The 25,605-nt window shown below is 38.8% G+C and carries 19 protein-coding genes and 1 rRNA gene; 14 read left to right on the top strand and 6 right to left on the bottom strand.

Features of this window, described 5'->3' with window-relative positions; genetic code table 11:
• Positions 1–82 precede the first annotated feature (82 nt).
• The 7 genes from ACSHZO_RS06035 to ACSHZO_RS06005 all read left to right on the top strand — a co-directional run bounded on the left by ACSHZO_RS06035 (position 83) and on the right by ACSHZO_RS06005 (position 8,522).
• A complete protein-coding gene (locus tag ACSHZO_RS06035; protein WP_298246665.1) occupies positions 83–1,345 on the top strand; it encodes a TolC family protein in 1,263 nt (420 codons plus the stop codon).
• A gap of 4 nt (positions 1,346–1,349) precedes the next feature.
• On the top strand, positions 1,350–3,047 hold the full coding sequence (locus tag ACSHZO_RS06030) for an efflux RND transporter periplasmic adaptor subunit (protein WP_298246664.1): 1,698 nt from the start codon (positions 1,350–1,352) through the stop codon (positions 3,045–3,047).
• A 20-nt stretch (positions 3,048–3,067) separates the two neighbouring features.
• Entirely contained in the window at positions 3,068–3,556 is a 489-nt protein-coding gene (locus ACSHZO_RS06025) for a DUF305 domain-containing protein (protein ID WP_298246663.1), read from the top strand.
• Between the two features lie 65 nt (positions 3,557–3,621).
• A complete protein-coding gene (locus tag ACSHZO_RS06020) occupies positions 3,622–4,167 on the top strand; it encodes a DUF3347 domain-containing protein (protein ID WP_298246662.1) in 546 nt (181 codons plus the stop codon).
• A 59-nt stretch (positions 4,168–4,226) separates the two neighbouring features.
• The gene (locus tag ACSHZO_RS06015) at positions 4,227–4,793 is read left to right on the top strand and encodes a helix-turn-helix domain-containing protein (RefSeq protein ID WP_298246661.1); all 567 of its coding nucleotides are present in this window, start codon (positions 4,227–4,229) and stop codon (positions 4,791–4,793) included.
• Between the two features lie 560 nt (positions 4,794–5,353).
• Complete coding sequence (locus ACSHZO_RS06010) at positions 5,354–5,674, top strand: four-helix bundle copper-binding protein (RefSeq protein ID WP_298246660.1); 321 nt, start codon at positions 5,354–5,356, stop codon at positions 5,672–5,674.
• Positions 5,675–5,786: 112 nt separating this feature from the next.
• Positions 5,787–8,522, top strand: a complete 2,736-nt coding sequence (locus tag ACSHZO_RS06005; RefSeq protein ID WP_298246659.1) for a heavy metal translocating P-type ATPase — start codon at positions 5,787–5,789, stop codon at positions 8,520–8,522.
• A 70-nt stretch (positions 8,523–8,592) separates the two neighbouring features.
• Here ACSHZO_RS06005 and ACSHZO_RS06000 read toward each other — a convergent pair whose 3' ends face one another.
• From ACSHZO_RS06000 to ACSHZO_RS05990, 3 genes are all read right to left on the bottom strand, one after another.
• Positions 8,593–8,739, bottom strand: coding sequence for a hypothetical protein (locus ACSHZO_RS06000; protein ID WP_298246658.1), 147 nt, complete (start codon positions 8,737–8,739; stop codon positions 8,593–8,595).
• A 9-nt stretch (positions 8,740–8,748) separates the two neighbouring features.
• The gene (locus ACSHZO_RS05995) at positions 8,749–9,018 is read right to left on the bottom strand and encodes a hypothetical protein (protein WP_298246657.1); all 270 of its coding nucleotides are present in this window, start codon (positions 9,016–9,018) and stop codon (positions 8,749–8,751) included.
• 110 nt (positions 9,019–9,128) lie between these two features.
• Complete coding sequence (locus ACSHZO_RS05990) at positions 9,129–11,621, bottom strand: zinc-dependent metalloprotease (RefSeq protein ID WP_298246656.1); 2,493 nt, start codon at positions 11,619–11,621, stop codon at positions 9,129–9,131.
• 210 nt (positions 11,622–11,831) lie between these two features.
• Between ACSHZO_RS05990 and ACSHZO_RS05985 the strand changes: the two genes are divergently transcribed.
• Complete coding sequence (locus ACSHZO_RS05985) at positions 11,832–12,038, top strand: hypothetical protein (RefSeq protein ID WP_295180358.1); 207 nt, start codon at positions 11,832–11,834, stop codon at positions 12,036–12,038.
• Positions 12,039–12,109: 71 nt separating this feature from the next.
• On the opposite strand, the gene lysS is transcribed toward ACSHZO_RS05985, so the two are convergent.
• Positions 12,110–13,801, bottom strand: coding sequence for a lysine--tRNA ligase (gene lysS / locus ACSHZO_RS05980; RefSeq protein WP_298246655.1), 1,692 nt, complete (start codon positions 13,799–13,801; stop codon positions 12,110–12,112).
• Positions 13,802–13,921: 120 nt separating this feature from the next.
• Here lysS and ACSHZO_RS05975 point away from each other — a divergent pair, with 120 nt between their 5' ends.
• Positions 13,922–14,080 (top strand): YqaE/Pmp3 family membrane protein, encoded by a 159-nt coding sequence (locus ACSHZO_RS05975; RefSeq protein WP_084509746.1) that lies wholly within the window; start codon positions 13,922–13,924, stop codon positions 14,078–14,080.
• A 3-nt stretch (positions 14,081–14,083) separates the two neighbouring features.
• Positions 14,084–14,782 carry a lipoyl(octanoyl) transferase LipB gene (gene lipB, locus ACSHZO_RS05970; protein WP_298246654.1) on the top strand — a complete coding sequence of 233 codons (699 nt, stop codon included), beginning with the start codon at positions 14,084–14,086 and terminating at the stop codon, positions 14,780–14,782.
• Between the two features lie 2 nt (positions 14,783–14,784).
• Here lipB and ACSHZO_RS05965 read toward each other — a convergent pair whose 3' ends face one another.
• Together ACSHZO_RS05965 and ACSHZO_RS05960 are read right to left on the bottom strand one after the other, a co-directional pair.
• Positions 14,785–17,160 (bottom strand): hypothetical protein, encoded by a 2,376-nt coding sequence (locus ACSHZO_RS05965; protein WP_298246653.1) that lies wholly within the window; start codon positions 17,158–17,160, stop codon positions 14,785–14,787.
• A gap of 31 nt (positions 17,161–17,191) precedes the next feature.
• Positions 17,192–17,788 (bottom strand): ribonuclease HII, encoded by a 597-nt coding sequence (locus ACSHZO_RS05960; protein ID WP_298246652.1) that lies wholly within the window; start codon positions 17,786–17,788, stop codon positions 17,192–17,194.
• Between the two features lie 170 nt (positions 17,789–17,958).
• Here ACSHZO_RS05960 and ACSHZO_RS05955 point away from each other — a divergent pair, with 170 nt between their 5' ends.
• The 4 genes from ACSHZO_RS05955 to ACSHZO_RS05940 all read left to right on the top strand — a co-directional run.
• Positions 17,959–21,030, top strand: coding sequence for a SusC/RagA family TonB-linked outer membrane protein (locus ACSHZO_RS05955; RefSeq protein WP_298246651.1), 3,072 nt, complete (start codon positions 17,959–17,961; stop codon positions 21,028–21,030).
• Positions 21,031–21,035: 5 nt separating this feature from the next.
• Positions 21,036–22,463: a RagB/SusD family nutrient uptake outer membrane protein gene (locus ACSHZO_RS05950; RefSeq protein ID WP_298246650.1), complete on the top strand. Its 1,428-nt coding sequence runs from the start codon at positions 21,036–21,038 to the stop codon at positions 22,461–22,463.
• 115 nt (positions 22,464–22,578) lie between these two features.
• Positions 22,579–24,474: a putative porin gene (locus tag ACSHZO_RS05945; RefSeq protein ID WP_298246649.1), complete on the top strand. Its 1,896-nt coding sequence runs from the start codon at positions 22,579–22,581 to the stop codon at positions 24,472–24,474.
• A gap of 843 nt (positions 24,475–25,317) precedes the next feature.
• Positions 25,318–25,605 (top strand): 16S ribosomal RNA (locus ACSHZO_RS05940); the annotation flags it as partial.

The following is a 25,605-nucleotide window of genomic DNA, read 5'->3' as shown; positions in this document are numbered from 1 at the left end:
GCAGGTAGTATTTTTAAAAATAAGGAAATGAATGCAATCCTCGTTAGCTCCATTAAAACTAGCAGGTCTAATATTATTTAAGATGAAAGCAGAAAGAATTCATAATAATTTGATCATGTGTAAGAACATTATACTGGTAACGATTTTCATCGTTTCACTTTTTACTTTCCACTCATTGCAGTCCCAGCAACTACAGGATTATCAAAATCTGGCTCTAGGGAACAATCCTGCGATCCAGTCGATGAATTCATCTGTGGAGATTGCTTCAGAAAAAATCAATGAAGCGAATACGCTGTCTGATACTGAATTTGGAGTTGGATATTATGTGAGTGAACCAGAAACAAGGACTGGAGCTCAAAAATTGAGACTTTCTGTACGACAAATGATGCCCTGGTTTGGAACTATTAACTCCAGGCGTAATTATGCGGGCTCTATGGTAGGTATCGAGGAAGCGGAACTGGAGATCGCAAGGAGAAAGCTGAAGCTAAATGTTGCCCAGGTTTATTTTGAACTATATGAAGTAAAGCGGAAGATGGAAGTACTTGAGAAAAATGTCGAATTACTGGAGGTTTACAGGACCATGGCCTTAAATTCTGTTGAAGTTGGTAAAGCTTCTGCCGTAGAAGTCCTTCGGCTTAAAATGAGACAAAATGATCTGTTGGAAAAGTTGAGGAACCTTGAGCTAACTTCTGAAACACTAGAAAACGAGTTTACGAACCTTTTAAATTCCGAAGATAAAATGGTCTTAGAATGGAAAGATTCGATCTCTATACCACCACAGCGAGAAGATAATAGAAGTTTGCAATTACATCCCGAGCTACAACGCTATGATCGATTTGCAGAAAGCGTAAAAACTTCAGAAGAACTGAATCAACTGGAATCTGCCCCAAAATTGGGATTTGGAATTGATTATATAAGCGTTCAGGAGCGAAAAGATATGATGGTTCCAGATAATGGGAAGGATATTATTATGCCGATGCTTTCTTTCTCTGTTCCTGTTTTCAATAAAAAATACAAATCTGTTAGCAGGCAAAACGACCTCAAACTGGAACAGATAGATTTGCAACGTGCCAATACACTGAATGATCTGAATACTAGATTACAAACTGCTTTGAACGAACGTGCAGCTGCGAGGATAAAGTATGAAACTCAGCTAGATAATCTTTCCCAGGCAAAGAATGCAGAGGAGTTATTGCTGAAGCAGTATGAAACCGGTACGATCGATTTTGACGACGTGCTGGACATTCAGGAAATACAGTTACAACTACAAATGAGTCTTATAGAAGCCGTGAGCAACTGGTATAAAAAGGATGCTGTCGTGCAATATCTCACTACAAACAATTAAGCTGATGAAAAAAATACTGGTATATATTGGAATCCTGGTCATCGGACTAATCCTTGGCTATTTGTTCTTCGGAAGTGATTCTGGAGGAAAAACAGGCGATCATGATCATGAAACTTCTAAGGCGGAGTCCATGTGGACCTGCTCTATGCATCCACAGATCATGCAACCTGAACCCGGAGATTGTCCTATTTGCGGGATGGATCTTATTCCCGCTGAAAATTCTTCGGAAGGTCTGGCAGCAAATCAATTTAGTCTCACAGATAATGCGATGAAGCTGGCGAACATTCAAACAAGTATTGTGGGCGAGGGAAGCGGGTTGGAAGGGAAGATTTCTCTTTCTGGTAAGATCGAGATCAATGAAGATAAGAAAGCGGTAATGCCTGCTCATTTCAATGGCAGAATAGAAAAGCTCTACGTTAAAACAGTTGGAGAAATGGTGAAGCGTGGGCAAATTGTTGCCAGTGTCTATTCTCCTGAACTTGTGGCTGCCCAGCAGGAATTAATTACAGCTGCGAAATTAAAAAACTCCCAGCCACAGCTATATAATGCGGTACGTAAGAAATTTAATAACTGGATGATAAGTGATGCGATGCTGGATGAGATTGTCCAAACCGGGAATGTAAGAACCAACTGGCCCGTGCATTCTAACGTTACCGGAACCATTACTGAGATCATGGTGGAGGAAGGCTCGCATATCCAGGATGCGATGCCAATATTAAAGGTTTCCAACCTTGGCACTGTCTGGGCGGTTTTTGATGCCTACGAATCCCAGATTAGTAACCTGGAAGAAGGACAGACTCTGGATATTAGAGTGAATGCCCTGCAAAATAAAAAACTAAGCGGTAAAATATCTTTTATCGATCCTATTCTGGATACAGATTCCCGAACTGTAGAAGTTCGGGTGATTTTAAATAATGATTCCAATAAACTCAAACCAGGAATGTTCGTGGAGGCTGAGGTTGATGTGGAGCAAGCTGTAAAGACTGAAACTCTCGAAGTGCCCAAAACGGCAGTAATGTGGACTGGAGAACGCTCACTGGTATATCTAAAAACTTCTTCTACCGAGCCGGTTTTCGAAATGCGGGAAGTTGTACTGGGAAATTCATCAGGAAAAACTTACCAGGTTTTAAGCGGACTCGAAAGTGGAACTGAGATTGTGACCAATGGAACTTTTACCGTAGACGCTGCAGCTCAGCTTCAGGGAAAGAATAGTATGATGAACGGTGGATCCAAAGCGAATTCAGTTCCTGGAATGAAAACGGAACTTTCAGCTAAGTTTGAATCCCAATTTGAGAAAAGTCTTGATACATATTTTGAATTAAAAAATGCGCTGGTAGCTTCAGATGGAAGTAAAGCTGCCTCTTTAGCTTCAGAATTAAAAGCAGAACTTGAGAATCTAGAATTAGGAACTTCAGTTAAAATGCTCGCTGCTCATTTAGAAAAAATACTTGAAATGCTCACGGCAATTTCAAAAAGTACAGACCTTGAAAATCAGCGGGATCATTTCAGAATACTTTCGGCACAGATCATTGGGATCACGAGGAATATGACAAATATCAAAAATGAATTATATGTTCAACACTGTCCTATGGCTAACTCTAACCAGGGTGCAGACTGGCTAAGCCGGGAAAATGTTGTGAGAAACCCTTATTACGGGGACGCTATGTTAAGCTGTGGAGAGGTAACCGAAATATTGAAATAAACCATCAAAAACCAACAATTATGAATGACAAATCAACATCGAATCACGAAATGAAAGGAAGCAATTACGGTAGATTCTTTGGAATGCTTGGACTATCCTTTATAGCCATGTATATCACCATGTACCTGAATACCTATGAAATTGACCACGTTTATTTCAGTCTAACTAGATTTTATATGACCTGCCTGGGAATTTCAGCAATGGCTGTAATCATGCTGTCTATGATGCTAAAAATGTATAAAAACCGGAAGAAAAATATTGCAATTTATGCGGGAAGTCTTGTTTTATTTTTAGGTGCGCTTGGTTTTGTTCGAGCCCAAAGTCCTGTGGTTGGGGATGTGTTGTATATGAAAGCGATGATCCCACATCATTCTATCGCGATCTTAACTAGTAAAAGGGCCGATATTGATGACCCGGAAGTAAGAAAACTAGCTGATGACATCATAAAGGCACAAGTGGAAGAGATTGCCGAAATGAAAAAAATGATCGAAAGACTGGAAAACAAGTAAAATGAAACGCAATTGTATTTTGTGGTTTCGATTCTATAAATTTAAATTTTAAAAAATAATCGAAAATGAAAAAGAGATTAAGAAGTATACTAATGTTGAGCCTGGTAGCCGGAAGTTTAGTATTTCAATCTTGTGGAGAAACCAAGAAGGAACAGGAAGAAACCACTGTAGAAGAACAGCAGGAAATCAATAACACTTCAAAAGACATAACTGAAGCGGAGTTTAATAATGCTACAATCGATGAAGCTTTTAAGAAGTATATCTTGGTAAAAGATGCCCTTGTACAAACAGATGCTGAAGCTACCGCGGAGGCTGCGAATGAGCTAGAAGCTACTTTAACCGAAGAAAATTCAGAGATCGCGAAGATCGCAGCAAGACTTTCTGAAGAGCAGGACGTTAATGTACAAAGAGAGATCTTTTCAGAATTAACTGCAGCAATGGATCCGGTATTGAAAGGTGCTATTTCTTCAGGGAAGATCTATAAGCAATACTGCCCGATGGCTTTTGAAGGAAAAGGAGATTACTGGTATGCGACTTCAGAAGAGATTAGGAATCCATATTACGGTGATAAGATGCTAAAATGTGGAAGAGTAGATGAAACTATTCAGTAGAACTGAGAGAATCCCGGTAATTCCAGGTACCGGGATCCTTTTAACTTAAAGAAAAAACCTTGCAAGATCTTAGAATCCATATTAAAAATATAGTATGCCAGCGATGTATTATGACCGTGAGCGAGATACTTGAGAGACTCGATATTCCTTTCGATGAGGTTCTGCTTGGAGAAGTCATTCTGAAAAAGCCCTTGAAAATTGATAAACTTAAAATTCTGGAAAAGGAGTTTGATAAAGTTGGTTTTGAAATTATCATGGATCGCGATCAAAGACTGGTGAACAGTATCAAATCTACGATCATTGAGGAGGTTTATTCGGATAAATTATCCAATACGAAGCTATCGACTTTACTGGCTTCTAAACTCAATTTTGATTATAGTCATATAACCCATCAATTTTCAGAAAGTGAAGGTCAGAGTATTCAGAAATACTACAATGCCGTTCGTATAGAACGCGCTAAGGAATTACTGGATTATGATGAGCTTGGAATTGCTGAAATTGCTGATTTACTTGGATATTCTACTCCGGCTTATCTATCTACTTCATTTAAAAACGCAACTGGTCTTACGCCTTCTGAATATCGCCAAATGGAAGGGAAGAACAGGAAGAACCTGGATTCGGTTTAGCATTGTATTTCAAATTCTAATATTGCGAGAATGTATTAGGATGAAGAATTTTCTAATTTTCTTTCCAATCGATAAAATTTTATGGAAATCTTTATCATCATAGGCGTTCTGCTTTGTGTCTTTATCGCTATAGTTATTTTATAAACTACAACTTCTATGCAGGGTGGAGGCTGGATCACCGGCAAGGCTTAGCATTTATTTTAGAAAGTATTTTGTTTAATATCAGTGAGCTACGGTAGAAGATTCAACTTAAGTCACGCGGAAAATTTATTGCTGACATGCATAGTTTTTTCATGGCTCATTGTCATTGGGCGAGTTTAATTTGTAGATTTTACGGAATTGCACGGACCATTGTGGAAAGCACCACTAAAATCCCAGCAGATTTTTAATAGTTTCTCTTGCTCATCGGTTAGATTTGGGAAAAGGTAGATCCTAAAAGTTCTTAATCTATGGCTGCGGAAGTTAAAAAGCTTTAAAACTGAAAGAACTTAGCAAAATTTTAAAAGTCGTCTCGCTACTTCATTGCTAAATTGAGTTTCAACCTTAAAAATCAATTGATTATGAGAAATGAGAAACTTATTAGCGCACTAGGGAATTGTATTAACCACTGTAACTATTGTGCAGATGCCTGTCTGGACGAGGAGAATGTCAAAATGATGAAAGATTGCATCAGGACAGATCGAGTTTGTGCAGAGGTGTGCTCTACATTAAATCAGGTACTTGCGACCAGTTACCAGGATGTACAGGGATTAGTAGATTATTGTAAGAAAGTCTGCCAGGCCTGTGCAGATGAGTGTGGAAAGCACGAACACAAGCATTGTCAGGATTGTGCGAAAGCCTGCCGGGAATGCGTAAAAGCCTGTGAAGCTTACGCAGCATAAATTTTAAAGCTCTGTATAACGCAGAGCTTTTTTTAATTTCTGAAAGTTATTCGCATAGGATTAAAACTTACTTGTGACAACTAGCCTTATTTTTGCAAATTAATGATGCCTTATGAAAAGAACTTATAGAATTACGGGGATGAGCTGTAATGGTTGTCGCCAGCATGTGGAAGAAACTCTGGCAGCGATCGAAGCTGTGGATCATGTGGAAGTGAATTTGCATAATGAGACTGCGACTGTATCGGCAGAACAGGATCTCAATATTTCGGTACTTAGAAATAAACTGGAGTCCGAAGGCGGGAATTATGGTATTGAAGAATTCCAAACGAATATTAATGGGAAGATCGTTGAAAAGTATGATGTTCATGGAATGACCTGTAATGGTTGTAAGATGCATGTTCAAAAAGCACTTGGGAATCTTGATAAAATTGATGCTGCGGAAGTGGATCTTCATCATGAAGAAGCAATTCTTGAAATGAAAGAACCAGTTTCGCTGAAGGAATTACAAAATGCACTGGAAGAAGCAGGAGGGAACTATACGATCCATATACCTGGCACAGAAAGACCAGTTAAAAAAATATCAGAAGTTAAAAAATCTGCTGGAAACGGGAAGGGTGTCTGGTATTGTCCTATGCATTGTGAAGGTGATAAAACCTACGAAAAACCTGGTGATTGCCCGGTTTGCGGGATGGACCTTGTAGAGGAGGTCAATACCAATCAAAAGTCGGTTGAATTTACCTGCCCTATGCATCCCGAAGTAAGCAAGGATGAACCCGGAGATTGTCCAATTTGCGGAATGGATCTTGTGCCGAAGCAACCGGAACCTTCAGCCGAAGAAAAAGGCTATAAAAAATTACTTCGCAAGTTCTGGATCGCCATAGGATTTACACTCCCAATTTTCATTATTGCCATGTCAGACATGGTTCCAAATAATCCATTAAAAGGATGGTTTAATGCGACAACGTGGAACTGGATCCAATTTGGACTATCTCTTCCTGTAGTATTTTACGCCTGCTGGATGTTTTTTCAGCGTGCCTGGAGGTCTATCGTAACGTGGAATCTCAATATGTTTACACTCATTGGAATTGGAGCAGGAGTAGCCTGGATCTTCAGTGTTTTTGGAATGCTGGTGCCAGATTTCTTTCCGGTGCAATTCAGAACAGAATCGGGTACGGTACATGTTTATTTTGAAGCCGCTACCGTCATCCTTACTTTGGTGTTAATGGGACAGGTGCTGGAAGCCAGAGCACACAGCAAAACCAATTCGGCTATTAAGGAATTGTTGAAGTTACAACCAAATACTGCGCTTAGAATCAAGGACGGTAAAGAAGAGAAAATCTCCACCAGCAAAATTGAAAAAGGTGATCTTTTAAGGATCAAGCCAGGAGATAAGATCCCTGTGGATGGTAAGATTTCAGAAGGAAAAAGTAGTATAGACGAATCGATGATCTCCGGAGAACCAGTGCCGGTGGATAAAATGAAGGGAGATGAAGTTCGTTCCGGGACGATCAATGGAAATCAATCTTTCATCATGCAGGCTGAAAAAGTGGGGGATGATACCTTACTTGCCCAGATCATCAAAATGGTAAATGAAGCCAGTAGATCCCAGGCGCCTATTCAGAAATTAGCTGATAAAATTTCAGGATATTTTGTGCCTGTAGTGGTGATTATTTCGGTGATCACTTTTATAGTCTGGTCGATATTTGGTCCAGAACCTCAACTGGTTTATGCGCTTGTAAATGCAATTGCTGTTTTGATCATCGCCTGTCCATGTGCCCTTGGTCTGGCAACTCCAATGTCTGTGATGGTTGGAATTGGTCGCGGTGCCGGTAATGGAATATTAATAAAAAATGCAAAATCCTTAGAACGGCTAAATAAGGTCGATACGCTCATAATCGACAAAACCGGAACCCTAACAGAAGGTAAGCCGAGTGTGGATAAAGTAGTTTCGGTCTCTTCGGAATATACTTCAGGAAGGTTAACAGCAATTATTGCCAGTCTGAACACGAACAGTGAACATCCTTTGGCACAAGCGACTGTAGACTATGCGGAAAAGCACGAAATAGAACTTATAGAAACTTCAGATTTTAAGTCGGAAACAGGTAAGGGAGTGACAGGGACTTTTAAAGAAAGCAAAGTTTTGATAGGTAACAAAGCTCTGATGGATTCTAATAATATTCAAATTCCCTCAGATGTTGCTGCAAGTGTTTCCGAAGAACAACAGAGAGGAAATACAGTAAGTTACGTAGCTATAAATGCTGCCACAAAAGGTTATGTGGTGATTACCGATAAGATTAAGGAAGGAACAAAAAAAGTGATCTCAGATCTGCAAAATCATGGCATCGATGTGATCATGATCTCAGGGGATCATAAAAATACCGCGGCTGCAGTGGCCAGTGAAATTGGAATAAAAAATTATAAAGCTGGAATGTTACCTCATCATAAACTGGAGGAGGTCGAAAAACTGCAGAAAAGTGGGAAAATTGTGGCAGTAGCAGGAGACGGGATTAATGATGCACCGGCACTTGCCAGGGCAGATGTGGGAATTGCCATGGGAACCGGGACAGATGTGGCTATAGAAAGCGCTGCTCTTACGTTGGTTAATGGTGATCTAAGAAGTATAAGAAGGGCGATTTTACTTAGCCAGAAAGTGATGAGGAACATTAAGGAAAATCTCTTTTTCGCACTTATTTACAATACAGTAGGTGTTCCTATCGCAGCGGGTGTACTTTATCCATTATTCGGAATTTTACTTTCACCAATGATTGCTGCTCTTGCGATGAGCTTTAGTAGTTTTTCAGTAATTGCGAATGCGCTGAGGTTGAAATCCGCAGATCTGAAGGATTGAAAATCAAAAACGGGATCTATTCAGATCCCGTTTTTTCAACTAACTAACACTTAACTTAACACCTAAATTTTTAGTTTCGAATTCTGCCATTTCCAGATCTTCTACCTTTACGTCTTTTTTCCTGTAGTTGTTCCCATTTCTGGAATTGCTCAGCAGTAAGAATTTTTTGAAGCTCTGTTTTCATTTCTTCAGATTCGTTCTCTCGTTTTTCACGCATTTCTTCACGCTACTCTTTCATCTCCTCACGCTTTTCCATCATTTCAGCGCGTTTTTCAGCATTTTCTGCACGGCCTTCTTCTTTCGCATCCATTCTGGTCATATAAAGTGTTTTAAGCTTCATTTCCTGGTCTTCGTTGAGATCTAGCTGCATCGCCAGTCTTTTTGCACTAAGCGTAGCCATTTCTTCATTACTAAGATCTTTACGGCCTTCTCCTCTTTCCTGCGCGAAAGTACTCAAGCCAAGCGCAAGAAATAATATGGTGATCATCTTTTTCATCTTCCAACATTTTAAGTTATACAAATAAGACCCCCTTTTTTTAAAAAGGTTTAAATAAAAAAAGGCAGGATTCAAATATCCTGCCTTTTCTGTATCATTTAAATAAAAATCTATTTCATCGGGTTAAGGATGAGGTCAATTCTTTTCAATAGATCCTGCTTATGATAGCGCGTTAGTGTATCTCCAGAATTTGCTGTATTTCTAAGCTGTCTCTGTAGCGTAGTAAGTTCACCTCGTACAACTGGTCGAATATCACTTTGTGCCACATTTACGTTACTTCTGGTAACCCAGCTTCTGTAACGCGCCGGGATCTCATCCTGCTCTTCAGTCATTAGTTCACCCATTTTTTCTACGTAAGCACGTTGCAGATTTCTACGATAACGATCTATAGATCTTCCATTGTAGATCTCGCTCCATAGGCCTTTTCTAAGATCGGTCATCATATCCAGTAAAGAATAAGCATCTTTTCCATTGATCTCCTCGTTTTCCATCAATCTCGCCATTCTTCCGAAGTCAAGAAGGTTATTTAGAGTTCTTTCCTGCATTCCACGAATTCGTTCAATATTACCGTCAAATTCGATCTTATTGAAAATATCCTGGTTGATCATCCATTCCGGAGTTGTGAATAATTGCTCTTGTAGGAATTCCATAGCTCTTTCCTGCTTTTCATCATCTACATGAGTATATACTGCACCTTCCTGATCGTAGGTTTTGTAATATTCATACACACCACCAATATTAGCGGTCACGTGACCCATATAACGATTGTACTGTGAAAGTACCTGACCATAAAGATCATCAAGATCATCGTAATCCTTACCATCTTCAGCAGTCCACTCGATCAATTTTGGAACGATTCTCTTAAGGTTTTTGATACCGTATTCGCTGGCAAGCATTGCGTCATCACCAAGATCTTCAGTTTGAGAACTTGGATCTATCACACCACTTTGCTGTCTTCCGAAGCGATACTTAGCATCTCCTGCATGCTTAAGGATCCACTGGTCAAGAATTTCTTTTTCTTCCTTTCCTTCTTTGTCAAGAATTGGTCTGTAGCCCCACTCGATTGCGTACTTATCGTACGGCCCGATCTCTGGCATCAGCGCTACATCACCATCTTCTGGTTGTGCTATATAGTTGAAACGAGCATAATCCATAATAGATGGAGCTGTTCCAAATTCTTTCGTGAATTCCGGATCTCTAAGGTCTTCCACAGCGTAAGCAACACTACTTCCCATGTTATGCGGTAAACCTAAAGTATGTCCAACTTCGTGGGAAGAAACAAAGCGAATAAGTCTTCCCATAACTTCATCCTTGAAGGCAACTCCCTGCGCATCTTCATTTATAGCCGCGGTTTGTACGAAGAACCAGTTTCTAAGAAGAGTCATTACATTGTGATACCAGTTAATATCAGATTCAAGAATTTCTCCCGAACGTGGATCACTTACGTGAGGTCCGTTTGCGTTTGGAATTGGAGAAGCAAGGTATCTAACTGTAGAATATCTTACATCTTCAGGACTCCAGTCCGGATCTTCTTCTACAGTAGGAGCATCCTTGGCGATAATGGCATTTTTAAAACCTGCTGCTTCAAAAGCAACCTGCCAGTCTTCGATTCCCTGCTTGATGAATGGAACCCATTGCTCTGGTGTTGCACGGTCGATATAGTATACGATCTGTTCTTTTGGTTCAACCAGTTCTCCATTTTTGAATTTCTCGATATCCTCATCCTTAACTTCAAGTCTCCAGCGGTCAAGATATTCCACCGTTTCACTTTTTTGAGCCGCAAGGCCATAATCTGTTTGTTCAGTAGTAAACCAACCAACACGTTCATCAAAATACCTTCTTTCCATAGGAACTTTTGGAAGAAGAATCATCGAATTGCTGAATTCCAGTGAAATGGAACCAAGACTCTCATTGGATGGTGGATCACCAGCATTATAGGTCTTTACGTGCCTAATTTCGATATTTTCAGGGTAAGATCTAATCGTATCTATATAAGATCTGTTATCATCTAACCTGGAAACTTTGTACTGTTTTCTGGTTCTGTCGGGCAATCCAAGTGCCTGTACATCTTTGGTATAAAGATCTGTAACATCAATCACAGTAGATTTAGAGATACTGTCTTTTCCTACTGTTTTGATATCGAATGATTCAACAATAGGCTCAAAGTTTGAGTTTACTACCGCCTCATGTACTGGAAGAGAATCTGCAGCATAGATATCGTAAGAAACTACTCTTAGTAGCACCTTATTACCTTTTTTCTGCCATCTGTGAACCTGAGTATTTTGTTTTCCACCACCAAAACCAATTCCGCTGGCAGTTTTAGCGATTCTTGTAACGGTAAGCATTTCCCGGTTAAAAAGGCTGTCTGGAATTTCGTAGAAATACTTTTCATCAACCTTATGAACGGTGAACAGACCTTCGTCTGATTTCGCATCTTTGGTGATCACCTTTGCGTAAGGCTTCATTCCATCTTTATCCTTTTTGGATTCTTCAGATGAAGCAGTTTTAGCATCCTTTTTATCCTGTTTCTGAAAAACAGCACAACTGGAAACCGATAACGAAAGGGCGATAAGCAGAAGCTTAAAGCTCTGATTCTTAATCATAAATAGTTTGTTTTTAGTTAATAAGTTGAGCAGAAAGTAAAGATTTCATATTCCCGACTATGGTGAACCTTTAGCCCCCGGCAGTTTTAGGACTAGCAAATTGCTGAAAGGTTTAAAATTAAGTTAAAAGAATTTATAATTCTGAAGGAATAAAATTTAAGAGTCGTTTTGTTATATTTGGTTGATTTTAGAACTAAAACAACTCAAATTATGGAAGAAATAGTAAAAATGGTTTCAGAAAAAGCTGGAATCTCTGAATCTCAGGCAAAAATTGCAGTACAGGTGGTCTCTGGAATATTAAAGGATAGAATGCCTGAAACAATGTCGAAACATCTTGATTCTTATCTAAAAGGCGACGGAGATGCTGGAAATCTTGGTGATTTGGCGGGGAAGCTTGGTGGAATGTTTGGGAAATAGAAACTCGGGAATATCCAAACCAAAAAAAAGAGGCTGAAAAGCCTCTTTTTTTTCAAATATGATTCCCAGAACTAAGCGATCTTGATGCTAAGAACTTCACCTTCCTTATACACTTCGATCATTTTATGCTTCCGAAGAGATTTTAAGGCTTTATCCCATTTCTTATTACTCAAGCCACTTTTCTCTTTTACTAAATTCATGTCATGAACCTGGTCATCCTTCAATAAAGTATACACCGACTTTTCCTCTTCCGATAGTTCTACCTGTTTCTTTTCGGGTTTCATTTGAGGGAAAAATAAAACTTCCTGTATCGACTGGTTGTTGGTTAAGAACATGATCAGCCTGTCCATCCCGATTCCAAGTCCGGATGTTGGAGGCATTCCGTATTCCAGTGCACGAAGAAAATCGTTATCGATAAACATCGCCTCATCATCTCCTTTTTCTGATAGTTTCAATTGCTCTTCGAATCTTTCTCTCTGGTCGATTGGATCGTTTAACTCGGAGTATGCATTCGCGATCTCCTTACCACAAACCATCAATTCAAAACGTTCTGTAAGCTCGGGGTTGTCGCGGTGAGTCTTACAAAGCGGACTCATCTCCTTAGGATAATCTGTGATGAAAGTTGGCTGTATAAAGTTTCCTTCACACTTCTCTCCAAAGATCTCATCGATCAGTTTTCCTTTACCCATGGTTTCGTCTACATCGATGCCCATTTTAGTAGCAGCCTCATATAGCTCTTTTTCCGATTTCCCGGTAATATCAAAGTCAGTAAACTGCTTGATGGCATCGGTCATCGTAATCCGCTTGTACGGAGCTTTGAAATCTACGGTATGCTTTCCGAAGGTAGCTTCAGTTTTACCATTCACTGCCATGGCGCAATGCTCGAGCAGGTTTTCGGTAAACTCCATCATCCAGTTATAATCCTTATAAGCCACGTAAATTTCCATCGCTGTGAATTCAGGATTGTGAGTTCTGTCCATTCCTTCATTTCTGAAGTTTTTTGAGAATTCATATACACCATCGAATCCACCAACGATCAATCTTTTAAGATATAGCTCGTTCGCAATTCTTAGGTATAGTGGTATATCCAGGGCGTTGTGATGCGATACAAAAGGTTTTGCAGCTGCTCCACCTGGAATTGGCTGAAGTATTGGCGTTTCAACTTCAAAATATCCTTTATCATTGAAGAAGTTACGCATGGCGTTGAAAAGTTTCGTACGCTTTACAAAAACCTCTTTCACCTTAGGGTTTACTGCAAGATCTGCGTAACGCTGTCTATAGCGATGTTCAGGATCTGTAAAACCATCGTAGGTATTCCCGTCCTTATCTGTTTTTGGAAGTGGAAGTGGTCGCAATGACTTACTCAACAGGTGAAAATCTTTTACCATGACGGTCATTTCTCCTACCTGAGTTTTAAATAACTCTCCCTCAATTCCTATAAAATCGCCAATATCAAGCCATTTTTTATAGAAATCATTGTATTTCGCTTTATCATCACCAGTACAAATTTCGTCACGGTTAAAATACACCTGTATCCTACCATTAGAGTCCTGAAGTTCAGCGAAAGATGCTTTTCCCTGGATCCTTCTTGACATAAGTCTTCCTGCGATCACCACCTTTTTACCTTCAGCAAATTCTTCCTTGATTTTCGTAGTAGTATGATCTACCGGAAAAAGATCGGCTGGATATGGATTAATTCCGGCTTTGCGTATCGCCGATAATTTCTCACGTCTAATTTGTTCCTGTTCTGATAACTGCTGCATATAATTTTTTTTATGCATTCAACAAAAATGCGGATGCAAATATAGTGACTATCAGCCTGCCATACAATGCAATTAAAAGCCGAAATAATAATTCTATCTTTGCCTCTATAATTAGTGAATATGAGTATTTGGAGAGTAATTCTATCGGTATTATTTCCCCCGCTGGCAGTTTATGATCGCGGTTGTGGTTCAATTTTAATCGTACTAATACTTACGCTGCTGGGATGGGTTCCCGGAGTGATTGCTGCGCTCATTATATTAAATAATCCCAAGTCTTAAAGTATGAATAAAGAAGTTGAAGTTAGAAACCTGGGCAGCAAGGATTATAAGGAAACCTGGGATTACCAGGAGCAACTGTTTAAGGATACTCTGGATCAAAAGATCAGGAACCGGAGACAGAACGAAAATATCGCTACCCATAATTATTTGCTGTTTGTGGAGCATCCTCATGTTTACACTTTAGGAAAAAGCGGGGATCATACAAATCTTCTTTTGTCTGAAGAGCAATTGGAGCAAAAAAATGCCAGTTTTTACAAGATCAATAGAGGAGGGGATATTACCTATCATGGGCCGGGACAGATAGTTGGCTACCCTATTCTGGACCTCGATAATTTCTTTACTGATATTCATAAATACCTGAGATTACTTGAAGAGATGGTGATTCTGACTCTTGCTGAGTATGGAATAAAAACTGAAAGAAGCCCTGGAGAAACCGGTGTCTGGCTGGATGTGGGAACTCCATTCGCCAGGAAAATATGTGCCATGGGTGTTAGAGCTAGCAGATGGGTAACCATGCATGGTTTTGCTCTGAACGTCAATGCAGATCTCGGCTATTTTGATCATATTATTCCCTGCGGAATTAAGGACAAAGCCGTAACTTCCTTGAATGTAGAGCTAGGTCAGAAAGAAGTCGATATGGCTGAAGTTCAGCAAAAATTGATGAAACATTTCAGTCAGTTATTCGAAGCGGAGTTGGTTTAAGATTATAGCTTATACAGCAGAATCTCATTATCTCCACCTCTAACAATCATTTCCAGGCGTTTATCCAGATCTGCATTTGCAAGATCAACTTCGGAAGTTCCATATACTGGAAAGCCGGGAAGTAATTCCGCTTTTTCATTAAATACATAGACCTTCTTCGCCTGGGTGTCGGTAATACTTACATAGGTCTTGCGTCCGATTTCAAATAGTTGTGGATCTGTGTAGAGTCCGAAATCAAGATTGACACTGAAATCATCGATCACAAGTTCGTTTTCATTCAGGTAAACAAGATGATTTGCATTTGCTACTAAACGATTGTTTTCTGCAAGATCGAGGCTTTTCAGATCCACTTTTCCATTTTGATCGACTTCAATAAGGTTGCCTTCAGGTTGAGTAATGATAAAATCAGACTTATAGCCATACCATTCATTTTCAGAAGTATTAAAATTATTCGAGGTAGGAACACGAATGCTACCCTGCCGACTCAGGATCTGTAATCTGCCCGATTCTTCCTGAACCAGAATATAATCTTTGTTTCCAAGGCGAATATGTTTTGGCGCTTTGATTATGGTGCTTTTTGTTCCGTCGAAATCAAAACCTTTAATACTGTTACCTTTTGGCCCAAGCATGTAAACTTTATTATTCTGAGTCAGAACAAACCTGTATTTCCTGTTGTTATCGTAATCAAATACTGCCAGAGGCTGCGTGAGCGCATCATTAAACTTTTTAGGAAAGGGTTCTACATCGCGGCCTTTGCGGTCCAGCACTTCAAGTTGAAAGCTAGTGGAAAAAGCAAGTTGTTTATTGCCATTTTTAAAGAGATCTACTTCGTGCACTTTTCCTGAAATTTGGCTGTCCAGTTTTTTGGTCCAGAACATGCTGCCTTTGTTGGAAAACAGGCTGAGGTGATTTCCTGAATCTTCCACCAGAATATCCATCTGGTCTGTTTCATGATTCCGGAAGAACTGAAGAATTCCTGCGATAGGTTGGTTGGTGGTAATTGTTGCAATCTGTTCAGCGCCTTTAGAAAGTCGGTCGGCCTCCGTTGGTTCTGCGATAATACCGTGTAGATGATCGTACGTTTCTTCTGAAATCACCTGAAACGCAGCCAGGCTACCTTTTTTAAAGTCAGATGCTTCAAGGGTGCCCAATTCTTTCGCTGCGGAAATATTCGTTATCGCAAGCATGCTTGATTCAGATGACAGCGAATTCAACATTCTTGCATATTGTGGGTTTTCTGATAACGTCTTGCCATTTTGAAAATTAACGATTAAGTTTTCGAGGACGGAGATCTCTTCAGAAGCTATTATAAAATGATCAATGACAATAAAGTATCCGGAGCTTAGGTTAATTTCAGGATCTAGCAACAATTCCGGTACAGCAAAATCTCCCTTAAAAATATCAATTTCCCTAAATCGTTCATTAAGCTCATATTCGTGGAAAAGTCGGTTTTTGACCAGTTCGGTATCAATTGCATTCCAAATATGGATATTTCCGGGTTTCACCTTGATACTTGAGATGTCACTTATTTTATCCAGAAAGTCCAGATTAGCGGCTGTATCCTTGTTTTGAAGTTTCAGCCCTGAACTTATAGAAACTATAGTGATAAAGTCTTCCGGGCAAAACCTTGCGACCTCATGTTTAAAGTCGGCTATAGAGGTAAAGTTTTTAGAGGCTTCGGAATTAGGATGTATTGAAATCCCGTTATAAATAAGTTCAGACTCATTCGCATGCAGGTCCAGTACATTCCAGTTTCCTTTTTTCTTCGGAAGATCTGCCTCGGAGAACATTTCAGAAAAGAACATTACATTCATACTATCTTCATAGATTAATGAGGTCTTGTTTGGATCTGAAGCATCCAAGGCTTTCTCGAATTCCTTCGGATTCGATTTATTACTTCGCTTCGCCTGAACGATGGCATACTTACTTTTACTGAAGATGCTCAGGTTGGCGATATCACGCTGGTAAAATTCAGATTTCTCCAGTTTCACCTTCTTAAACTGAATATCTTCTTCTTTAAAAGTTTCCACCTGTTTGTTTTGAATACTATCCAGCGCCAAGGAAGTAGAATCTTTGTGAATGATTAAAACCGAAAATATAGAACCTATACTGTCGCTATCTATATAAAGAGTGGTTTCTTTTGCAGAATTGATATACTTCAAAAGATCTTTGGCTTCATTGTTTAAATCTTTCAGGTCTCCACTGTTAAAAATAGCTTCGTGTTGCATCAGATCTTTTTCAAGTTGCTCGCTGGAAGGAGAAACGAAGATCACTTCCGCAGAATCAGGTATAAGATCTGTGTTATTCAGAATACTATCAGAATCTTCCGCACAGGAAATAAGGAGCAGGCAGAAAATAAGACTTAGAAACTTGTTCATATATAATAGGTAGGCTTACAAAAATATAAACTTAGAATTCAATCTTCAATTGATCGGGCAGGAGTTTAAAACTTTTCCGGTGGTATTTGGTTATACCATACTTTTCGATCGCAGCTCGATGCTCCCTGGTAGGATACCCCTTATTCTTTATCCAGTTGTACATAGGGAATTCTTCATGAATCTTTTCCATATACTCATCGCGGTGGGTTTTTGCCAGAACAGAAGCCGCTGCGATACTAAGAAACTTACCGTCACCTTTAATAATGCACTCGTGAGGTATGGAGTCCAGAGGTTTGAATCTGTTGCCATCAACAATGATACAATCTGGTTTGGTCTTCAATTTTATGATAGACCTCTGCATCGCCGTAATTGACGCATTTAGTATATTCATATTATCAATCTCTTCCATAAAAACATGAGTCACTGCAAAATCGAAGGAATTTTCATGTATTAGATTTCTTAAAAGGTTCCTATTTTTTAGACTCATGACTTTGGAATCATTGAAAATCTTGTTTTTAAAGTTCTTAGGTAAAATGATAGCAGCAGCAGTAACAGGCCCTGCGAGGCAGCCCCGACCGGCTTCATCGGTTCCCGCCACAAGTTTTGATTTATCATAAGATTTTAGCATATGCATTTAAGATTGTAATCTTTTAACAATTAAAGGGGTTAAGGATGCAGTGAATTACAACGTTTTCATTGAGCCTGTTAAAATTTTAATAAGTTAAAGTGTAAGTTTTTTTGGTATGTTAAGGATTTATTAGCATTTTTGACGCAGGCTAATTCAAATTTAACGAAATAATGAAAAAAAGATTACATGGATTCCTAACGCTGTTACTGGTGTTAGTCGTGCAAATTGGTTTTGCACAAGACAAAACCGTTTCAGGAACGGTTGTTGACGAAGAGGGTTTGCCTCTACCTGGGGTGACTGTTCTTGAAAAAGGTACAGGTAATGGAACTCAGACTAACTTCGATGGTGTATATACACTGGAGGTTGGAAATGGTTCTGTATTGAGTTTTAGTTACGTTGGGTTTGCACCTCAGGACATTAAAGTTGGAGCTGCAGATTCTTACGATGTAACTATGCAAACAGATGCTGATGCTCTTGCTGAGGTTGTTGTATTAGGTTATAGCACCAAAGGTGTAGAAGAAGTAACAGGATCATCTGTGCAAATTGGTGGTGATGAGATTGCTGAATCTCCAACTGTATCTGTAGAGCAAGCTTTACAGGGTAAAGTTGCTGGTGTTCAGATCTCTCAATCTTCTGGAACGCCTGGTGCGATTCAGGATATTCGTATTAGAGGTATTAGCTCTATTAATGCTGATAATGATCCTCTTTACGTTATTGATGGAGTGCCAGTTTCTAACGCCAACATTTCTGGTAGTGTGGATCAAACGTCTTTAAATCCATTGGCTTCTATCAACAGTCAGGATATCGCAAGTATTACTGTTTTAAAAGATGCATCTGCTACAGCAGCTTACGGTGCTCGTGGGTCTAACGGTGTAATCGTTGTGACAACTAAAAATGGTAAAAAAGGTGAAACTTCATTTACTTTTAGCAGTCAGGTAGGTTTCCAGAATGATGCTTTCAACAAGCGTGAATCTCTAACTGGAGCTCAACGTGAAGAACTGTTAAGAGAAGCTTTAGTGAATTCATATGGTGCTAATGGTACCATCGATGATTTTGGTTTCACTATCGATAACGCTATCGATACGGCAATTGGGTTCAATCTTTTGGCACCAGCTACAGCTGATTTCGATGGAACAGATTACGATTGGGATGGTAGAATTAGAAATGATGATGCCTTAACTCAAAACTATACGTTGTCTGCTTCTGGTGGTGATGATCTTTCTAACTTTTATGCTTCTGTAGGTTATAACAACACTGAAGCTACAGTTATTGGAGGTGATTTTGAAAGGATAAATGGATCTTTCTCTTACGATAGACAGTTACGTGACAATATTCAGTTAGCGACTTCTGTGAATGTGTCTAATACTAAGCAGAACCCAGTTTTAGAAAACGGTACTTTCTTTTCAAACCCGTTTATCACAAGATACTTAATGAACCCTTTCAATAATCCTGATAATGCAGATGGATCTTTGAATATTAACCTTCCTTTTGGTTCTCTTCCAAACATCTTTTATGTACAGGATAATAATATTACAAGAAACGCATTAACTCGAGCATTAGTAAATACTAAACTTGACTGGGAGATTTTTACAGATTTTACTTTTTCTAACAGATTAAGTATGGATTACCAGTTAAACGAGTATACTAATTACAGAAACAGATACGAAGGCGATGCAGATGATTTTAATGGTGATGTTGCCGTAAGTGATGAGAAGAATTACAACTGGGTTTACCAAGGATCCTTCAACTATGGTTTCACATTGGCTGATGATCATAATTTTGATTTAACTACTCTATTTGAATATCAAAAGAATCAGAATAACTATTTATATGGATATGGACAGAACTTTCCGGTTGATGGTCTAATTCAGATCAACACGGCAAGTGCTGCCTTTGATGCTGATTCCCAGTACTCAGATTGGATCAATGTATCTTACCTAGGGCTATTAAATTATAACTATGCTGGTAAGTATGTTGTTGATGGTACGATTAGACGTGAAGGTTCATCTAGATTTCCATCTGGAGAGCGTTTTGGTACTTTTGGTTCTGTAGGTGCAGCCTGGAATGTTCATAGAGAAGATTTCATGAATACTGACTTGTTTAATACTCTTAGACTAAGAGGTTCTTACGGTATCACTGGTAACAATAACATTGATATAAATTCTTACCAGGCTTTACTTACCTATAGCGCTAACTATGCCGGTAACGGTGCAGGTTTTCCTTCTCAATTTGGAAACAATGACCTTACCTGGGAAAAAGGTGAAACTTATGACTTAGGTTTAAGTTTCGGAATGTTTGATAGTAGATTGACTGGTTCATTCTCTTATTACAACAGAAGGACATATGATCTATTATTAGATGTGCCACTTTCATTAACTACTGGTTTTGCTGAACAAACTCGTAATATTGGAGAAATGAAAAACTCTGGTATTGAAGCTGAGTTAGGTTTCGATATCATTAGTACTAAAGACTTCAACTGGAATATCTCTGCTAACTACGCGACAGTAGAAAATGAGGTTGTGGAATTAGCAACAGGTGCAGATGGTCAGGAACTTGATCCTAATGCTGGTAGTGTTTATACTACAACACGTAGTGGTCTTCCTGTAAATACCTGGTTCATGAGAACATGGGCAGGTGTAGATACTGAAACTGGACTTCCAACTTGGTTTGTAAATGGTGTAGACGGTGAAGTTACTTCTAACTACAACGCTGCTCAAAGAGTTGATCAGGGAGCGAATGCTCTTCCAACTTACTCAGGTGGTTTAGGTATGCGTGTTGATTATAAAGGTTTCTTTGCTGAAGCTAATGCATACTTCCAGGGAGGTCACAAGATCTATGAGCAATATGCTCAGTTCTACTTGAGAACTAATAGTTTTACTTTAGGTACTTACAACGGGGTTCAGGAATTAATGGACAGATGGCAGCAGCCTGGTGACGTGACAGACGTTCCAGCTGTCAACTGGGCACAGAATAATAACTTCCATGCAACGAGTTCTAGACACCTTTATGATGGTGATTATGTACGATTGAAAAATGTATCCTTCGGTTACAATCTTCCATCTGCATGGGCTAATGAAATTGGTCTTGATGGTTTGACCTTAACACTAAGAGGTACAAACATATATACCTGGGTAAAAGAGGATGGTCTTAAACTAGATCCAGAAACAAGAGCTGATGGATTTACTAGATTGACTACTCCACCAGTTGAATCATATACCTTAGGTATTAACGTTAAATTTTAAGAAAAATGAAAAAGAGCTTTAAATATTTATTTATGTTAATGATTGGATGCGGCGTGTTTATAGGCTGCTCAGATGAGGATCTTGATCCTACTCTTCAACAATCAAAAGACATCGACATTAGCGTTAACACGCAAAATGATCTCAACGCAATTATTAACGGTGCCTATAATAGAATGTCCTTGACAGATTATTATGGTAGAGATTATATAATTCTTGGAGAAGTTTTCTCTGATAATACTGCCTCTAATGCAAACTCTAACAGGTTCGTTGCAGAAGCTAGAATGGATTTACTTCCAACTTCCGGTGTTGTTGAAACGTTGTGGTCAAGACTTTATTCTGTAATTGGTTCTGCCAATATTGTTATCAATTCTGAAGGAATAACTGGAGATCAGGCAGCGATTGATCAAATTAAAGGAGAAGCATATGTTATACGTGCATTAGCGCACTTCAACCTTGTGCAATTCTATGGTCAGCAAAATGTGAATAACGGTGGTTTATCTGCTGCTGGTGTTCCTTACGTTACAGCTTTTAGAGATGAGACAGCACTATTTCCAGGTAGAAATACTGTACAGGAAGTAAGAGACATGGCTTACGCAGATCTTGATATGGCTAAAAGTCTTATGGGTGCTAGTGCACCAGTTGAGTACTTCAGTACTTATGCTGCTAGTGCAATCGAAGCTAGAATCGCGAATTACTTCGGTGACTGGCAGAGATCTCTTGATGCAGCTAAAACTGTGATAGATTCAGGGCAATTTTCAGTAGTATCTGAAGAGGCATTCCTTAGCACATTCTCTTCTGATGGTGGCACGAATTCAATTTTTGAAATTGCTGCATCAGATATTGACAATGAGGGTATTAATGGTCTAGCTAATATCTATCAGCAAGGAGCTTACGGTGATGTTGTAGTTCTTCCTAATCTCGCTGCTATCTATGATGAGGGTGATGTAAGAGGTGTAAGTGAATATGATCCTTCTACAGATTACGAAGCTGAGACTGTTATAGGTGTTGACGCTAACGGAACTCTTAGAAATATTGGAAAGTATCCTTCTACTGCTCCTTATGATGACAACATTCCGGTTATTAGATATGAGGAAGTTGTATTGATTTACGCAGAGGCATTATTAGAAACTTCAGGAGATGATTCTGGTGATGCTTTAGATTGGCTAAATATGATTCCTGAGAATCGTGGTGCTATGTCATATGATTCTGCTTCTAAGGATAATGTCTTGCTTGAAAGAAGAAAAGAACTTGCTTTTGAAGGATTTAGATTTCATGACCTTGCGAGAACTATGATGGATATTCCTAACCCAGATCCAGTTCTTCAAACACATGAAGGTCCTGCATATGGAAGTTTTAACTTTGCATTGCCGATCCCGGCTGCAGAAGTTGACGCTAACTCAAATATTCCTCAGAATGCTGGTTATGGAGAATAATTAAATTCTTTATATCTTATAGAAAGCCGCTCATTTAGAGCGGCTTTTTTTATTCCCTAATTTCACAGAGTTTCTTACATTATAAATTATAAATTTGCGTTACCATTATATTTACATGTATAGAGCCTTAACTTTTTTCTTTTTATTAATTTCATTTTCTGCTGCTAGTCAGGAAGATTTTGGGCAGAATTCCGAACCACAGAAAAAACAAGATAGCATACCACCGGTAGATTTGTATAAGATCATTTCGGTGAAGAATGATACTACTCACCTGGATACCACGCTTACTATATTAAAAGATTACAAGTTCAACTATCTGAGAAAGGATAATTTTGAGCTACTACCATTTTCAAATACCGGACAAACCTACAATGCTCTTAGTTACACTGAGAATAATAGCAAAGCATTCCCCGGATTTGGAGCAGAAGCAAGGCATTATAATTTTATGGAAGTGGATGATATCAACTATTATCAGGTTCCAACGCCATGGACTCAGCTTTATTTCAAGACTGTACCGGAGCAGGGGCAGCAGCTCGATGCTTTATTTACTATCAATACTTCTAGAAACTTAAATATGTTTATTGCATATAAGGGAACTAGGGCATTAGGTAAATACCAGAATATTTTGACCAGCACCGGAAATCTTAGAATGGGGTTCTCCTATAATACCACTAATGATAGGTATCGTATAAAAGCACATTTCGTTTCTCAGGATCTAATGAATGAGGAAAACGGAGGACTTGATAGCCTTGCGGTACTTCAATATATTACCGAGGAAGAAGAGTTCGATGATAGATCTGTACTCGATGTCAAATACGAGGATGCTGAGAGTACTCTCTTTGGGAAAAGGTTTTTTATTGATCATGAATATCAAATTACAGATCCCAGGGATTCTACCAACAATCTGAGTATTTCTCACATCTTTGATCATAGTTACAAAAAGTTTGTCTTTAATCAAGAAACTGCTGAGAATGCTCTTTATGGTGATTCTTTTGAGGCTACTAATTTGCAAACATCTACGCGACTATACACAACCTTTAATGAAGCCGCAGTGAATTTTGAAAATGATGTACTTGGAAAACTCTCCGTAAAAGCCGGGCATACGAATTATGATTATGGTTATAACGCCGTGTATATTACAGAGGAGTCTGTAGTAGGCAATAAAATCTTTGGAAATTTATTGCATCTGGGCGCTACTTACCACGAGCGTATTGGTGATTTTGATCTTAAGGCTGCCGGACGACTCAATCTTGATGATGATTTTTCCGGTAATTACCTGAATATTTCCGCTGGTTATGCATTTGATGATAAAAATAGTATCCGTTTTGGTTTCGATCAAAATAGCAGTTTGCCTAATTTCAACTTTCTGCTCTATCAGAATGATTACATCAACTATAACTGGCAGAACGATTTTGATAACGTTAGCTCGCAGAGATTATACGCCAGTCTTTCTTCTGAAAAGTATGCGAACATAAATTTTTCACTATCACAAATTGATAACTATACATTCTTTACTGAAAATGAAAATGGGTCAGTAAAACCGTTTCAATATGATCAGCCGGTAAGGCATTTAAAGCTGAAGGCTGAAAAAGAATTTGATTTTGGTCTCTTCGGAAGCTACAATACTATAATGTATCAGAATGTACTCGAAGGAGCAGCCGTTCTTAATGTTCCAGATCTGGTTACCAGGAATTCTATATACTATAAAGATTTCTGGTTCGATAAGGCACTGTATCTTCAAACAGGTTTCACTTTTAAGTATTTCACGAAGTATGAAGCGAATGCGTACGATCCCATCCTTGCAGAATTCTATGTTCAGAATGAAGAAGAAATTGGTGGATTTCCTGTAGTGGACTATTTCTTTAATGCAAAAGTGGACAAAGCAAGAATCTTCTTTAAGTTGGAGCATTTAAATTCTTTGGTTACAGGGAACAACAATTTCTCTGCTCCAGACTATCCATATACCGACTTTCTAGTAAGATTTGGCCTGGTTTGGGATCTTTTCCTGTAGTATTCTTTATGCTGAATTTATCATATCAGGAGTTTGTTTGATTTTTACTTGCTGAATTGATATAAAAATGCCGTTATCTGTTCTATTTTAAGCAGCTTTTCTCTGAAGTCTTTACGGTTAGCATAAATCGAATAATTTCTTCAGAAAGCTATTGTGTAATTAAGAATGGGGTGTATATTTGCAGCCGCTTTGGGAGCAAGGCGTATGTTCGTTGAAAGTAGTAATGGTGGGTGATGTGAAAGGCTCTGGCTTTAAAAAATTAAACTAAAATTTATTAAATTTTAGTTTGGTAGAAAGGAAAAAGTTAGTGTATATTTGCAGCCGCTTTGAGAGCAGGGTGAGAGTTCACTGAAAGGTATGTAAAGGGTAGGCTATTATTGGTCTAAGGCAAAAAAATAAAAATTAAATTTCTTTAAATTTTATTTGGCTGGAGAGCAAAACTAGTTTTATATTTGCACCCGCTTTGAAAACGAAGCGACGTTCATAAGAAGGTTTGCGGAGTTTAAAGGTAGGAAAGCTTTAGAAAAAGAAATTAAAAATTTTATTAAAAAAGTTTTGGTTGGTAAAGAAAAGGCGTTGTATATTTGCACCCGCTTTGAGAGCAAGCAAACGTTCAGAAATTACAGACTAAAATTACTGAAAACCACCGGATGGGGTGAGAGAATAAGGTTCGATTCCTTAGGTTTTAACAAGACAGATTGGGAGACCAATTAAGTTCATTGATATATTGAATTGACAAAGGGTTTTATCTTTTAGGAGATAGAATCAAGTGTATAAGAATTAAGACTAGAAAAGTCATACTGAGCAATTTCTTTAGTAGTTGTTGAATATATTTAAGATTTAACGATGAAGAGTTTGATCCTGGCTCAGGATGAACGCTAGCGGCAGGCCTAACACATGCAAGTCGAACGGTAACAGGGATTAGCCTAGCTAATTTGCTGACGAGTGGCGCACGGGTGCGTAACGCGTATACAATCTGCCTTTAAGCGGGGAATAGCCCATGGAAACGTGGATTAATACCCCATAGTATGGAGACTTCACCTGGAGACTTCATTAAACATTTATGGCTTAAAGATGAGTATGCGTCCTATTAGTTAGTTGGTAAGGTAACGGCTTACCAAGACCGCGATA

The sequence above is a fragment of the Christiangramia sp. 3-2217-3z genome (genome assembly GCF_051195275.1).
Lineage (GTDB): Bacteria > Bacteroidota > Bacteroidia > Flavobacteriales > Flavobacteriaceae > Christiangramia > Christiangramia marina.
The sequence above is the reverse complement of the archived record's forward strand: the minus strand, read 5'-3'. Positions and strand labels throughout refer to the sequence as shown.

Excerpts from the sequence above, each read along its gene's own strand:
- ACSHZO_RS06035 (WP_298246665.1), top strand. The coding sequence starts at position 83 with ATGAAAGCAGAAAGAATTCATAATAATTTGATCATGTGTAAGAACATT.
- ACSHZO_RS06030 (WP_298246664.1), top strand. The coding sequence starts at position 1,350 with ATGAAAAAAATACTGGTATATATTGGAATCCTGGTCATCGGACTAATC.
- ACSHZO_RS06025 (WP_298246663.1), top strand. The coding sequence starts at position 3,068 with ATGAATGACAAATCAACATCGAATCACGAAATGAAAGGAAGCAATTAC.
- ACSHZO_RS06020 (WP_298246662.1), top strand. The coding sequence starts at position 3,622 with ATGAAAAAGAGATTAAGAAGTATACTAATGTTGAGCCTGGTAGCCGGA.
- ACSHZO_RS06010 (WP_298246660.1), top strand. The coding sequence starts at position 5,354 with ATGAGAAATGAGAAACTTATTAGCGCACTAGGGAATTGTATTAACCAC.
- ACSHZO_RS06005 (WP_298246659.1), top strand. The coding sequence starts at position 5,787 with ATGAAAAGAACTTATAGAATTACGGGGATGAGCTGTAATGGTTGTCGC.
- ACSHZO_RS06000 (WP_298246658.1), bottom strand. The coding sequence starts at position 8,739 with ATGCGTGAAAAACGAGAGAACGAATCTGAAGAAATGAAAACAGAGCTT.
- ACSHZO_RS05995 (WP_298246657.1), bottom strand. The coding sequence starts at position 9,018 with ATGAAAAAGATGATCACCATATTATTTCTTGCGCTTGGCTTGAGTACT.
- ACSHZO_RS05990 (WP_298246656.1), bottom strand. The coding sequence starts at position 11,621 with ATGATTAAGAATCAGAGCTTTAAGCTTCTGCTTATCGCCCTTTCGTTA.
- ACSHZO_RS05985 (WP_295180358.1), top strand. The coding sequence starts at position 11,832 with ATGGAAGAAATAGTAAAAATGGTTTCAGAAAAAGCTGGAATCTCTGAA.
- lysS (WP_298246655.1), bottom strand. The coding sequence starts at position 13,801 with ATGCAGCAGTTATCAGAACAGGAACAAATTAGACGTGAGAAATTATCG.
- ACSHZO_RS05975 (WP_084509746.1), top strand. The coding sequence starts at position 13,922 with ATGAGTATTTGGAGAGTAATTCTATCGGTATTATTTCCCCCGCTGGCA.
- lipB (WP_298246654.1), top strand. The coding sequence starts at position 14,084 with ATGAATAAAGAAGTTGAAGTTAGAAACCTGGGCAGCAAGGATTATAAG.
- ACSHZO_RS05965 (WP_298246653.1), bottom strand. The coding sequence starts at position 17,160 with ATGAACAAGTTTCTAAGTCTTATTTTCTGCCTGCTCCTTATTTCCTGT.
- ACSHZO_RS05960 (WP_298246652.1), bottom strand. The coding sequence starts at position 17,788 with ATGCTAAAATCTTATGATAAATCAAAACTTGTGGCGGGAACCGATGAA.
- ACSHZO_RS05955 (WP_298246651.1), top strand. The coding sequence starts at position 17,959 with ATGAAAAAAAGATTACATGGATTCCTAACGCTGTTACTGGTGTTAGTC.
- ACSHZO_RS05950 (WP_298246650.1), top strand. The coding sequence starts at position 21,036 with ATGAAAAAGAGCTTTAAATATTTATTTATGTTAATGATTGGATGCGGC.
- ACSHZO_RS05945 (WP_298246649.1), top strand. The coding sequence starts at position 22,579 with ATGTATAGAGCCTTAACTTTTTTCTTTTTATTAATTTCATTTTCTGCT.